Raw genomic sequence first — 11872 nt, 5'->3', positions numbered from 1 at the left:
GCGCGTCCTGCGGTTACGCGGGTTCGAGGCCGGGGTTGCCCGCCTCCGTCACGAACGACGCCGCCGTCGCGATCGGCGCCCCCGGCTTCGAGACGGCCGACACCGTCTTGAAGTCGGCGCGCGCGGACTCCTGGCCCAGGTCCACGGTCACGTATCCGCGGCGCCCGTTGTAGAACTTCATGTGCGGGTTGGCCTTGGTGTAGGTCTCCCAGTTCGCGGGCTTGTCGGCGCCGTCCTTGCCGCTCGCGATGGACGTGGCGACGATCTCGGTGCCGACCGTCCTGGACGCCTGGTCGTCGAAGTCGTCCTTGATGTCGAAGGCGTACCCGACGTGCACGTCGCCCGTGAGCACCATCAGGTTCTCGATCCCGGCCGACTTCGCGCCCGCGAGGACGCGCTCGCGCGAAGCGGTGTAGCCGTCCCACGCGTCCATGCTGACCTTCGCCACCGCGTTGAGGTCCAGCTTGCGCTGGGAGAAGGTGACTTGCTGCGGCACGACGTTCCACAGCGCCCGCGAGCGGCGCCAGCCGTCGGTGAGCCAGCGCTCCTGGGTGGCCCCGGTGAGGGTGCGCTTGGGGTCGGTGGACTCGGGGCCCGGGACGTGGGAGCCGTCGCCGTAGGCCTGGTCCGAGCGGTACTGCCGGGTGTCCAGGATGTCGAACTGCGCGAGCCTGCCCCACTGGAGGCGGCGGTAGAGCTGAAGGTCCGGGCCCTGGGGGCGCTGGGGGCTGCGCAGCGGAAGGTTCTCCCAGTACGCGCGGTAGGCGGCGGCGCGGCGGACCAGGAACTCGGCGGGCGGGTTGCCGTTCTCGTCGAGGTCGCCCGCGTAGTTGTTCTCGGCCTCGTGGTCGTCCCAGGTGACGACGAAGGGGTGCGCGGCGTGCGCGGCGCGCAGATCGGGGTCGGACTTGTAGAGGGCGTACCGCAGGCGGTAGTCCTCCAGCGTCTGCGTCTCGCGGTTGAAGAGGGCGGGCAGGGTGCGGTCGGTGTAGTTGCGGTTGCCGCCGACCGAGTTCACCGCGTACTCGTAGAGGTAGTCGCCGAGGTGGAAGACCACGTCGACGTCGTCATCGGCCAGGTGTTTGTACGCGGTGAAGTAGCCGTCGTGGTACGCCTGGCAGGACACCGCGGCGAGCGTCAGGGAGCTCACCTTGCTGCCAACCGCGGGAGCGGTGCGGGTGCGGCCCGTCTCGCTGATCCACTTCCCCGTCTTGAAGCGGAAGTAGTAGGTCCGCGCGGCGTCGAGGTGCCCCACCTCGACGTGCACGGAGTGGTTGAACTCGGGGTGGGCGGTCACCGAACCGCGTCTGGCCACCCGGCGGAAGCGGGCGTCGTGGGCGAGCTCCCACTGGACGGTGACGCGCTCGTTCGGCAGACCGTTGCCCGGTTCGTACGGGGCCGGGGCGAGGCGGGTCCAGAGCAGGACCGAGGCGGGCTGCGGGTCGCCGGACGCCACACCGAGCGTGAACGGATTGTCGGCGATCTTCCGCGCGTCCAGCTCCGCGGCGCTCGCCGCACCCGCCGTCGGCAGGTTGGTGGCGAAGGCGAGCGCGGCCGCGGCACCCGTGACGGTGAGGAAACGACGGCGGCCCAAGTGGGCGGCGGCTGCCCGGAGTTCGACTGAGTCCTGCTGGCCTGCGGATGTCATGTGGCCCTCCCCTGACGATTGGTGTCACGGGCATGCAAGTGGCGAGGGACGACGCCCGACTGTCGCGTACACAACAGCCGCATGGCGGGCGGATGATGTCCGCGTGGACGGGCCTCCCGTACGCTGCGGGGCCATGAACGCAGAGCTAACTGGGCATCCGACCGAACAGACGAGGATCGCCGTGGTGACCGGAGCGGGCTCCGGAATCGGCAGGTCCGTGGCGGTGGAACTGCTGCGGGCCGGCTGGTCCGTGGCCCTCGCGGGGCGCCGGATCAAGACGCTGGAGGAGACGGCGGCGATCGCCGCGGGCGTGTCGGAGGGCGCCGCGGTGCGGCCCGTCCCGCACGCCGAGGGTTCCGCCGAGGTGAACGCCCCGGCCGAGACCGACGCCTTCTGTCTGCGCACCGACGTGTCGCGGCCCGAGGACGTGGCCGCGCTCTTCGCGGCCGTGCGCGAGCGCTTCGGCCGTCTCGACCTCCTCTTCAACAACGCCGGTACGTTCGGCCCCGGCGGCGTGCCCGTCGAGGAGCTGGAGTACGACGCGTGGCGGCACGTCGTCGACACGAACCTCAACGGCGCCTTCCTGTGCGCACAGGCGGCCTTCCGTCAGATGAAGGAGCAGGACCCGCAGGGCGGCCGGATCATCAACAACGGCTCCATCTCCGCGCACGTACCGCGCCCGCACTCCGTCGCGTACACGGCGACGAAGCACGCGCTGACCGGCCTGACGAAGTCCCTCTCCCTGGACGGCCGCCCCTACCGGATCGCCTGCGGCCAGATCGACATCGGCAACGCGGCGACCGACATGACCGAGCGGATGCAGACCGGAATCCTCCAGGCGAACGGGGAGTTGGCGCCCGAGCCGGTGATGGACGTCTCCGACGTCGCGCGGACCGTGCGCCACATGGCGGAGCTGCCGCTCGAGGCGAATGTGCAGTTCGCGACGGTGCTCGCGACGAACATGCCGTTCGTCGGGCGGGGTTAGCCGGCCCGCCGCAGACACCCTTCGTGGCCGACCGTGACCCACCCCTCACGGTCGGCCAACATCCTCACAAGCGGAATAGGAAGTACCGCATCAATTACGCGCATCGCGCCCCGTATGCTCAGCGTGCCCTCCACGAGAACTCCACAAGCACAGCACACATGGAGCACACCTTGCGCATACGTTCCGCGGTCCCGGCCGTCCTCGCGGCCTCCGCCCTTTCGGTCTCGCTGCTCGCCGCGTCCCCCGCGACCGCGGCCGCGCACCAGGGCGGACTGCACCTCGGGTACATCCAGTTCGACAGCCCGGGCAGCGACACCCGGTCCAACTCCTCGCTGAACGCGGAGTGGGTGAACATCCACAACAACTCCGGCTCGGCGATCCAGCTCAAGGGCTACAAGCTGAAGGACAACACCGGGTACACGTACACCTTCGGCAGCTACAAGATCGGCTCCGGCAAGACCGTCAAGGTCCGCACGGGCAAGGGCACGAACGCCTCCGGCGTCCGCTACTGGGGCCGCGGTTCGTACGTCTGGAACAACACCAGCGACAAGGCCCGCCTGATCAAGCCGAGCGGCTCGCTCAAGGACTCCTGCTCCTGGACGAACAGCAACCCCGGGTACAAGAGCTGCCACTGAGGGCCCAGTTGCCACTCTGAAGGGGAGGGGTGCAGGGCAGCCGCTCCGTGACGGCCGGTGGGGGCCGCGCCGGGGAGCCGCGGGGAGGCCGGGGCCGCGGAACGGTTGCCCTGCGACTACCGCGCCCCGCGCGTCTCCCCCAGGATCCGCTCGACCTCCCCCAACTCCCCCTCGGTCAGCGCCCCGTACTCCAGCGCCCCGACGTTCTCCTCGACCTGCGCCACGGTCCGGAAGCCCGGAACGGGCACCGCCAGCGGGCTCCGCGCCCAGAGCCAGGCGAGCGCGCCCTGAGCGAGGCTCCGCCCGCCACTGGTCAGCACGGACCGCACCGCGTCCACCCGCCCGAGCCACTCCGGATCCGCGCCCCCGCCCGTGCCGAAGCCCGGCAGCCAGGCGGGCGGCGCGCTGCGGATGTCCCCGGCCCGCGGCACACGCCCGCCGCCGAACTTCCCGGTCAGCAGCCCCATCGCGAGCGGACTCCGCAGCACACTCGCGAGCCCGAGCTCCGCGCAGAGCGCCAGCATCCCCGGCGCGTCCTGCAGCACGTTGCAGCGGTGCTGGACCGCCGCGCAGTGCGGCCCCTCGGCGAAGAGCGCCGCGCGGTCCGGGTCGTCCGTACTCCACCCGTACGCCCGGATGAGCCCCTCCCGCACGAACTCCTCGCAGGCATCGCGGAGTTGCGCGGCGCGCTCCGGGTCCGCGTCGCCGATGTGCAGCTGGTAGAGGTCGACGTGGTCCGTGCCGAGCCGCTTCAGCGAGGCGGTCAGCGCGCGGCGCGCGTACGCCACCGAGTCGTCGGCGCGGCCGACCGCGGTCCGCGTCTCCTCGTCGAAGAGGTTTCCCCACTTCGTGGCGATGACGACGTCGTCCCGCCGCGCGCCGAGAGCACGCCCGAGGATGCGCTCGCTGTGCCCGGTCCCGTAGTTGTCCGCGGTGTCGAAGAAGGTCACGCCGAGGTCGACGGCCCGCCGGATCGCCCGCACCGACTCCTCGTCGTCGACCGCACCCCAGCCGTACGGCTGCCCGTCGGGCCCCGACCACTCGCCGCCGATGGCCCAGCAGCCGAGGCCGAGCGCGCTGACCTCGATGCCGCTGCGTCCCAACGTCCTACGTGCCATGTGTGCCGTACGTGTCGTACGCGTCGTCTCCATGCCCACGGACGCTAGGAGTTGAAGTGCATGCGAAGGCAAGCCCTCACGCGGAACGCGTCACTCGATGCCGCTGCTCCAGGCCTTAAGCCTGCCCCGTCTCGAACCGGGAGACCTTCCCGCCGTCGACGGTGAACCGCCACTTCGTCCGCATCTCCCCCCACGTGTCGTTACGGTAAGTGACGATCAGCACGCGCCCGCCGTCCGACTCGTTCTCCACGTCCATGTGGCCGTGCGAGGAGAAGACCTCGCGCTCCGTCCACTCGGCGATGTCCCGGTCCGTGCCGTCGTCGGACATGGTCGCGTCCGGCGTGAGGAGGGCCTGGAAGGCTGCCTGGTCGTGGGAGTTCACGGCGGTGACGAAGGCCCGGACCGTCGGGTCGGCGAGCCTGTTTACCTGAATGCTCATGCACCCACGGTCACATCGGCCGCCCAGCCCCGCCACCGGACGGGGTCACCCGTACGGCCGATCGAGCCGGGTGCGCGGCGCGGCTCTGGCGGACGGTGGGGGGACACGCCCGCCCATCTCAGGAGAGAGCGCCATGACCAGTTCCTGCTTCGACCGCCGCGACTTCGGCCTGCTCCTGCTCCGCGTCACGACCGGCGGAGTCCTCGCCGCCCACGGCGCCCAGAAGCTCTTCGGCTGGTTCGGCGGGCACGGCATCGAGGGCACCGGCGCCTTCATGGAGTCCATCGGCTTCCAGCCCGGCAAGGCGAACGCCGTCATCGCCGGGCTCGCCGAGGCGGGCGGCGGCACCCTCCTCGCGCTCGGCCTCGCGACCCCCGCGGCCGGTTCGGCGGCGGCGGGCGCCATGGCCGGGGCGACCGCGGTACACGCTCCCAACGGCTTCTTCAGCCAGGGCGGCGGCTACGAGTACCCGGCATTCCTCGGCCTGGTCTCCGCCGCCCTCGCCATCACAGGACCCGGCGCCTACTCGGCCGACAGCGCGCTCGGTCACTCCTTCAACCGCAACTGGATGGTGCCGGCGGCCCTGGCGGGCACGGCCATCGGGGCGCTGGTGTCGGTGGGCTCGCGGACGAGGAACGTACGCGAGCAGCAGAGCCCGGCGACGCCGGGTGACCCGGTCACCTAGGCCTTGAGCCTTGAGCCTTAAGCCGCTCTCACGGCGTACGTGCTTGCCTGGACCGCATGATTGTCTGGGTCAACGGAAGTTTCGGCGTGGGCAAGACGACCACGTCCGAGAGACTGGTCGAGCTGATCCCCGCATCCCGCCTCTTCGACACCGAAGAGGTCGGCTACATGCTGCACCACGTCCTCGGCCCCCTCCAGGAGGAGGCCGACTTCCAGCACTGGACGCCGTGGCGGCGCCTCGTCGTCGAGACGGCGCGGGAGCTGCTCGCGTACACGGGCGACACGCTGGTGGCCAACTCGGCGTTCCCGTACGGCATTTCGTGCTGCACACCGACGCGCAGACCCTCACGCGGCGCATCGAGGCGGACGCCCCGGCGTTCGCCCGCTGGCGCCTCGACCACGTCTCCGTCTACCAGGAAGCCCTGCCGTGGCTGCGGCGCGAGGCCGAGGTGATCGATACGACGGGCGCCCTCAGCCGCCATCGGTGCCGAACCAGGTCTCGGCGAGCGCGTCGAGCGTCGGCTCCGGCGGTGCGGGCAGTTCCCGCAGGTACCAGGGCAGGTTGCTGTAGACGTGCAGCAGGGTGTGGGCCAGGAGCTCCCGCGGCTCGAAGGTCCGCCCGTAGGCCCGCATGAAGCGGCCGAGCAGCCCCGGCTCCGCGCGCGTGACGAAGAGGCCGACGCCCACGAAGTCGTACGCCCTGTCCCCGATCATGGCGGGCTCGAAGTCGAAGAGCCCGGTGAGCGCGAGCCGCCCGCCGTCGCCGGGACTCGGACCGGCCAGCAGATGCTGGCGCATGAACTCGGTGTGCAGGAGGACCCGCGGCGCATCGGCACGCAGCGGCACGGCGTCCAGGAATCCCGGGATCTGCTCCAGCCAGCTCTCCGGCAGCCCGCGCTCCCGCTGCCGCCGGACGGCCCCGGCGCGCTGCCTGCCGAGGAACGCCCCCCAGTCACCGGGTCCGAGCACATCGGCGAGCGGCCCGGGGTCAAGGGCGTGCAGCGCGGCGAGCGCCTCACCGGCCTCGGTGACCAGGCGCTCCCGGTCGGCGCGCGGGACGCGCGGCCAGGCGGTGGCGAGGTCTTCGCCGGGCAGCCGGGACATCAGCACGTAGCGCCAGCCGTTCTCGTACGCCCCGGACGCGTGCACCCGCGGTGTGGGGACGGGCAGCCGCCCCTGAAGATGGCTCAACACCCGCGCCTCGACGAGCCCGTCGTCGGCCGCGGCGCCGGGGAAGAGCTTCAGGACGAGGTCGTCGCCGACGGCGTAGACGGGCTGTGTCCCCTCCGTGAACCGGTCGAGCGGGGCCCCTGCGAGGCCGAGCCTGGCGCAGAGGTCCTCGGCTCCGGGCCGCATGAGGGCCTCGTCGGGGACCACGGCGTCCCATTGCTCGTCGGTGTCCACGGTGGGCAGCATGATCGGGACGGTAGAGGGCGGGTGGGGCGTCGGCAACGCAATTTGGTGGTCGCGCGGCCTCGCGACATCGACCGAAGTCTGCCGCCCATCGACTTTCGGCCGCTCCCCCGCGACCCCCGGCCCGCCTAGCGTCGAGGACATGACCAGCGAAGAGAGCCTCGGCCCCGTCCCCGTCTCGCTCGACAAGGACCGGACGACGGTGCTCGGTTACCCGCGCGGCGACCTGCTGACCGTACTCATCGGCATGCCGATCCTCGGCCTCCTGCTCGGCATCGGCCTGCCGCCCCTGGCCCGGTGGCTGAGCCGGTCGCCGGTGCTGCCCTGGCGGGACGGCATCACGTTCGTCGGCACGCTGGACAAGCCGTGGCAGGCGGGGATCGCGGCGGGCGTCGGCCTGGTGGCCGGGCTGCTGATCGCCGTCACGGAGATCGAGGAGACCCTGAAGCTGAAGCTGACCGACCAGGAGCTCGCGGCGGAGCAGCACAACCGCACGCGGACGATCGGACGCGAGCGCGTCTCGGCGGTCTTCCTGGACGGCAAGGAACTGGTGGTGCTCGACGAGACGTCACGCCAGTTCACGCGCGGCGTCCACAAGACGGCGGCACCGGCCCTGGCCAAGGCGTTCCGCTCGCACGGCTACCCGTGGCAGGACGCCGACCCGCACGCGTCCCTGTTCCAGCGCTGGATTCCCGGCGTTCCGGGGCTGTCCGCCGAGGCGCAGGCGGTCCTCGCGGCACGGAGGATCGCGTTGAAGAGCGATGCCGGGGAGGACGTCAGGGACCTCGCCGAGACGATGCAGGGTCTGGGCTATGTCGTACGGGACGAGGGCAAGGACCAGTACTGGCGCCCGCTGGCAGGGGGACCCGGCGGAAGGGGCGGTGGCGCTCGGACCTGAGCGCCACCGCCCGCACACGGAGCAGATGCCCCTGCCGGCCGTCAGAAGACGAACGGCCCGGGTGCCTGCGCCGACGTGGCGTTGCAGGTCACGCTGATCCCGAGGACCACGACCTGGAGCGACTTGCCCTCCAGGCTGTCGCCGGTGGCGACGGTCCCGTCGAGCGGCCCTGTGGAGACCTCTCCGCCGGCGGGTATGGCCGGGTTGGAGCTGCCGGTGAAGGTGGCGGTGTCCGAGCCGTTCTTGGTGAGCGTGAGCGTCGAGTCGACCGAGCCCGCGGCGATGTCGATGGGGGCGGTGATCGCCGACGTGGAGACGCTGATGGTCGCGGCGGTCCCGTCCTGGGTGGCCTTGAGCGTCGCCGAGCCCGAGCCGTACGAGCCGCAGTCGAACGAGATGGTCGCGGTGTCGGGGGTCACCGCGGTGGCGGCGGGCGCCATCACCATCGCGCCCAGGGCGACCAGACCGACGCCGAGCGCCGACCCGGCACCGAGTCTGCGGACGCCGAATCTGCCCTGCCCGCCGATTGCGCCATTGCCATGCCTCATGGGGGTGTCCTGCCTTCAAGTGGGGGGATTGCGGGGGGAATTGAGCACGGAAACTGACGGGCAGTCAGCGTCCCGCACCGCTGCTCATTGAGGCATGGGCCCCTTGAGGTGGCAAGACACACCCCCATGATTCTTGACATGCCACGGCCAAATCCAGCCGTCCCCGACCCACGGCCCCCACCGGCCCCGCCCTCCCCCGGACCCTTGACAGCCCCTCCCGTCCCCCCGCAGGATCACCCCCGTGAACCTGTCAGACAGCCAGACAGGTGACCCGGTACCCCGGCGCGTCAGCGCCATGGAAGCAGTGCTCGGTCATCTGCGCAGCGCCATCGAGCGCGGCGACTACGCCGTAGGCGACAAGCTCCCCTCCGAGGCGGAGCTCTGCCGTCGCCTGGAGGTCAGCAGGCCCGTACTGCGGGAAGCCCTGCGGGCCCTGCAGACGATGGGCCTCACCGTCTCCCGGACGGGCAAGGGCACGTTCGTCCTGTCGAACGGGCCGGACGAGGACCCCACCTTCGGCGACTACGCGGCCAGCGACCTCCTTGAAGTCCGGCGGCACGTCGAGATCCCCATGACGGGCTACGCCGCCACACGCCGTACGTCCGAGGACCTCGACCACCTCGCCCACCTCCTGGAGCGCATGGAGCGCGAGACCGACACCACCGCGTGGGTGGCCATGGACACGGTCTTCCACCTCGCCGTCGCACAAGCCGCCCAGAACCCGGTCTTCCGCCGCGTGATCGAGGAGATCCGGGACGCGCTGGCCCGCCAGTCCGCGTTCCTCAACGAACTCGGCGACCGCCGCGAGCAGTCCAACCGCGAGCACCGCGCCATCGTCGAGGCGCTCGTCGACGGCAGCTCGCACGACGCGGCCGAGGCCATGGCCCACCACCTCGACCGCGTCGAGACGACCCTCACCGCGATCGTGCGCCCCGAACGCACGGACGCCCCACCGGAAGGCGGACACCAGGCGTGAGCGAACAGTCCCTCGCAGACTCCCTCGAAGACCCGTCGCACATACGGAAACCGGCGGCTCACGTCGACGCCGGGGACGCGGGGTACAGCAAGTCCCTGAAGTCCCGGCACGTCAACATGATCGCCATCGGCGGCGCGATCGGCACGGGACTCTTCCTCGGGGCCGGCGGCCGCCTCGCCGAGGCCGGTCCCTCGCTGTTCATCGCGTACGCCGTCTGCGGCGCCTTCGCCTTCCTGGTCGTGCGGGCCCTCGGCGAACTCGTCCTGTACCGGCCCTCGTCCGGCGCCTTCGTCTCGTACGCCAGGGAGTTCCTCGGCGAGAAGGGCGCCTACACGGCGGGCTGGATGTACTTCCTGAACTGGGCGACCACCGGGATCGCCGACATCACCGCGGTCGCCACCTACACCCACTACTGGGGCATGTTCTCCGACATCCCGCAGTGGGTGATCGCCCTCATCGCGCTCGCCGTCGTCCTCACGGTGAACCTCATCTCCGTGAAGATCTTCGGGGAGCTGGAGTTCTGGTTCGCGATCGTCAAGGTCAGCGCCCTTGTGATCTTCATGCTGATCGGGATCTTCCTGCTCGTCACCCAGCATCCCGTGGACGGCCACTCCCCCGGCCCGTCCCTGATCTCGGACAACGGCGGCATCTTCCCGAGCGGCCTGCTGCCGATGCTCCTGATCATCCAGGGTGTCGTCTTCGCCTACGCGTCCGTGGAGCTGGTCGGCGTCGCGGCGGGCGAGACCGAGAACCCCGAGAAGATCATGCCGAAGGCCATCAACTCCATCATGTGGCGCGTCGGGCTCTTCTACGTCGGCTCCGTACTGCTGCTCTCCATGCTGCTGCCCTGGAACAAGTACACCTCCGGCGAGAGCCCCTTCGTCACCGTGCTCTCCAACATCGGCATCCCGGCGGCGGGCGGCGTGATGAACCTCGTGGTGCTCACCGCGGCCATGTCGTCGCTGAACTCCGGCCTCTACTCCACCGGCCGCATCCTGCGCTCCATGGCGATGTCCGGCTCCGCGCCCCGGTTCACCGGGGTCATGAGCCGCAGCCAGGTCCCGTACGGCGGAATCCTGCTGACCAGCGGCATCTGCGTGCTCGGCGTCGGGCTCAACTTCGTGGTCCCCGCCGACGCGTTCGAGATCGTCCTGAACTTCGCGGCCCTCGGCATCCTCGCCACCTGGGGCATGATCATGCTCTGCCATCTCCAGTTCTGGCGGAAGACGGAGGAGGGCGCCATCGAGCGCCCCGATTACCGCCTGCCGGGCTCACCCTGGATCCAGCTCGTCACCCTCTTCTTCCTCGTGTCCGTGCTGGTCCTGATGTACGCCGACGGGGGCGCCGGACGCACGACCGTGCTGTGCCTGCCGCTGATCGCGGCGGCGCTGGTGGCCGGGTGGTACTGCGTACGCGGCCGGGTATCGGCCGTACGGAAGTCCGGAGCGGACGCGTGAACACCCTCAACACCGCTCCCACGTATGGAAGTTCACTCGCCGAGGCGCCCGCCGTGCGGGAACCGCTGCACGCGCCCGTCGCCCGTCTCGTACGCGGCGGTGTCATCGAGGGCATCCACTACGGATCGGTGGTCGTGCTGGCCGCCGACGGGAGCGTGCGGCTCCAGATCGGTGACATCGAGGCGGCCTTCTTTCCTCGTTCGGCGCTGAAGCCGGTGCAGGCCGTGGCGCTGCTGCGGGCCGGTCTCCCGCTCGACGGCGAGCTGCTCGCGCTGACCGCGGCGAGCCACTCCGGCGAGGAACGGCATCTCGCCGGGACCCGGCGGATCCTGGAACTGGCCGGGCTCGTCGAGGACGACCTGCGCAATGTGTCGGACCTGCCCTTCGACCCGGTCGTACGGGAGGACTGGATCCGCGCCGGACGGCTGCCGTCACGGCTCGCGCAGAACTGCTCGGGCAAGCACGCGGCGATGCTGTACACGGCGCGGCTCAACGGCTGGTCGCTCGACGACGTCCTCGACCCCGCGCATCCGCTGCAGCGGGCGATCGCGCGGACCGTCGAGGAGCTCACCGGGCAGGCCGTGGCCCATGTGACGGTCGACGGCTGCGGCGCGCCCCTGTTCTCCATCTCCCTGCACGGCCTGGCGCGCGCCGCGGCCACGATCACCACGGCACCGCCCGGCACCCCCGAGGCGCTGGTGGCCGACGCGATGCGCGAGCACGCCGAGATGGCATCGGGCTCCGGCCGCGACGTCGCGGCCCTGATGCGGGCCGTGCCGGGGCTGCTCGCCAAGGACGGCTTCGAAGGGGTGCAGGTCGCGGCCCTGCCGGACGGCCGGTCCATCGCCGTGAAGATCGCCGACGGAGCGGACCGGGCACGCCTGCCGGTGACCGCGGCGGCGCTCGCGCGCTGCGGGGTCGATCCCGCCGCACTCGCGGGGTTCGGCGACGCGCCGCTGCTCGGGGGCGGGGCGGTGGTCGGGAACATCCGCCCGGCGCGGGCGCTGGAACCGGTCGCGCGGGCGTCGTACACCTGACGCACACCCACCCCGGGATCCACGCCCCCCCACT

12 protein-coding genes and 1 pseudogene are annotated in these 11872 nt (G+C 71.2%); 8 read left to right on the top strand and 5 right to left on the bottom strand.

Annotation, left to right across the window (positions count from 1 at the left end; genetic code table 11):
• Positions 1-13: 13 nt before the first annotated feature.
• Positions 14-1648, bottom strand: a complete 1635-nt coding sequence (locus tag M4V62_RS29555; RefSeq protein ID WP_249590230.1) for an alkaline phosphatase D family protein — start codon at positions 1646-1648, stop codon at positions 14-16.
• A gap of 133 nt (positions 1649-1781) precedes the next feature.
• On the opposite strand from M4V62_RS29555, the gene M4V62_RS29550 reads away from it, so the two are divergent.
• Positions 1782-2633 (top strand): SDR family oxidoreductase, encoded by an 852-nt coding sequence (locus M4V62_RS29550; RefSeq protein WP_249590229.1) that lies wholly within the window; start codon positions 1782-1784, stop codon positions 2631-2633.
• Between the two features lie 170 nt (positions 2634-2803).
• Entirely contained in the window at positions 2804-3268 is a 465-nt protein-coding gene (locus M4V62_RS29545) for a lamin tail domain-containing protein (protein WP_249590228.1), read from the top strand.
• Positions 3269-3384: 116 nt separating this feature from the next.
• On the opposite strand, the gene M4V62_RS29540 is transcribed toward M4V62_RS29545, so the two are convergent.
• Both M4V62_RS29540 and M4V62_RS29535 read right to left on the bottom strand, forming a co-directional pair.
• Positions 3385-4419 carry an aldo/keto reductase gene (locus M4V62_RS29540; RefSeq protein ID WP_249590227.1) on the bottom strand — a complete coding sequence of 345 codons (1035 nt, stop codon included), beginning with the start codon at positions 4417-4419 and terminating at the stop codon, positions 3385-3387.
• A gap of 82 nt (positions 4420-4501) precedes the next feature.
• The gene (locus M4V62_RS29535) at positions 4502-4825 is read right to left on the bottom strand and encodes a nuclear transport factor 2-like protein (RefSeq protein ID WP_249590226.1); all 324 of its coding nucleotides are present in this window, start codon (positions 4823-4825) and stop codon (positions 4502-4504) included.
• 133 nt (positions 4826-4958) lie between these two features.
• Between M4V62_RS29535 and M4V62_RS29530 the strand changes: the two genes are divergently transcribed.
• The gene (locus M4V62_RS29530) at positions 4959-5510 is read left to right on the top strand and encodes a DoxX family protein (RefSeq protein WP_249590225.1); all 552 of its coding nucleotides are present in this window, start codon (positions 4959-4961) and stop codon (positions 5508-5510) included.
• 56 nt (positions 5511-5566) lie between these two features.
• Positions 5567-5973 (top strand): annotated as a pseudogene (locus M4V62_RS29525) (P-loop nucleotide/nucleoside kinase family protein); the annotation flags it as partial.
• Between the two features lie 7 nt (positions 5974-5980).
• Here M4V62_RS29525 and M4V62_RS29520 read toward each other — a convergent pair.
• Positions 5981-6925, bottom strand: coding sequence for a phosphotransferase family protein (locus M4V62_RS29520; protein WP_249590224.1), 945 nt, complete (start codon positions 6923-6925; stop codon positions 5981-5983).
• A 139-nt stretch (positions 6926-7064) separates the two neighbouring features.
• On the opposite strand from M4V62_RS29520, the gene M4V62_RS29515 reads away from it, so the two are divergent.
• Complete coding sequence (locus M4V62_RS29515) at positions 7065-7820, top strand: DUF883 C-terminal domain-containing protein (RefSeq protein ID WP_249590223.1); 756 nt, start codon at positions 7065-7067, stop codon at positions 7818-7820.
• Between the two features lie 41 nt (positions 7821-7861).
• Here M4V62_RS29515 and M4V62_RS29510 read toward each other — a convergent pair whose 3' ends face one another.
• Positions 7862-8368 carry a hypothetical protein gene (locus M4V62_RS29510; protein WP_249590222.1) on the bottom strand — a complete coding sequence of 169 codons (507 nt, stop codon included), beginning with the start codon at positions 8366-8368 and terminating at the stop codon, positions 7862-7864.
• A gap of 241 nt (positions 8369-8609) precedes the next feature.
• Between M4V62_RS29510 and M4V62_RS29505 the strand changes: the two genes are divergently transcribed.
• Genes M4V62_RS29505 through M4V62_RS29495 form a run of 3 tightly spaced genes read left to right on the top strand, consistent with a single transcriptional unit; the run spans position 8610 to position 11838 of the window.
• Positions 8610-9344, top strand: a complete 735-nt coding sequence (locus M4V62_RS29505; protein ID WP_249590221.1) for a FadR/GntR family transcriptional regulator — start codon at positions 8610-8612, stop codon at positions 9342-9344.
• On the top strand, positions 9341-10801 hold the full coding sequence (locus M4V62_RS29500; protein ID WP_249590220.1) for an amino acid permease: 1461 nt from the start codon (positions 9341-9343) through the stop codon (positions 10799-10801). The genes M4V62_RS29505 and M4V62_RS29500 overlap by 4 nt, the downstream gene beginning before the upstream one ends.
• Positions 10798-11838 (top strand): asparaginase, encoded by a 1041-nt coding sequence (locus M4V62_RS29495; RefSeq protein WP_249590219.1) that lies wholly within the window; start codon positions 10798-10800, stop codon positions 11836-11838. The genes M4V62_RS29500 and M4V62_RS29495 overlap by 4 nt, the downstream gene beginning before the upstream one ends.
• Positions 11839-11872: the final 34 nt, after the last annotated feature.

The organism is Streptomyces durmitorensis (assembly GCF_023498005.1).
GTDB classification, from domain to species: domain Bacteria; phylum Actinomycetota; class Actinomycetes; order Streptomycetales; family Streptomycetaceae; genus Streptomyces; species Streptomyces durmitorensis.
This window is presented reverse-complemented; position numbering and strand designations above follow the sequence as displayed.

Bases quoted from the DNA above. Each gene is read 5' to 3' on its own strand.
- M4V62_RS29535 (WP_249590226.1), bottom strand. From the start codon at position 4,825: ATGAGCATTCAGGTAAACAGGCTCGCCGACCCGACGGTCCGGGCCTTC.
- M4V62_RS29550 (WP_249590229.1), top strand. From the start codon at position 1,782: ATGAACGCAGAGCTAACTGGGCATCCGACCGAACAGACGAGGATCGCC.
- M4V62_RS29540 (WP_249590227.1), bottom strand. From the start codon at position 4,419: ATGGAGACGACGCGTACGACACGTACGGCACACATGGCACGTAGGACG.
- M4V62_RS29530 (WP_249590225.1), top strand. From the start codon at position 4,959: ATGACCAGTTCCTGCTTCGACCGCCGCGACTTCGGCCTGCTCCTGCTC.
- M4V62_RS29520 (WP_249590224.1), bottom strand. From the start codon at position 6,925: ATGCTGCCCACCGTGGACACCGACGAGCAATGGGACGCCGTGGTCCCC.
- M4V62_RS29510 (WP_249590222.1), bottom strand. From the start codon at position 8,368: ATGAGGCATGGCAATGGCGCAATCGGCGGGCAGGGCAGATTCGGCGTC.
- M4V62_RS29515 (WP_249590223.1), top strand. From the start codon at position 7,065: ATGACCAGCGAAGAGAGCCTCGGCCCCGTCCCCGTCTCGCTCGACAAG.
- M4V62_RS29555 (WP_249590230.1), bottom strand. From the start codon at position 1,648: ATGACATCCGCAGGCCAGCAGGACTCAGTCGAACTCCGGGCAGCCGCC.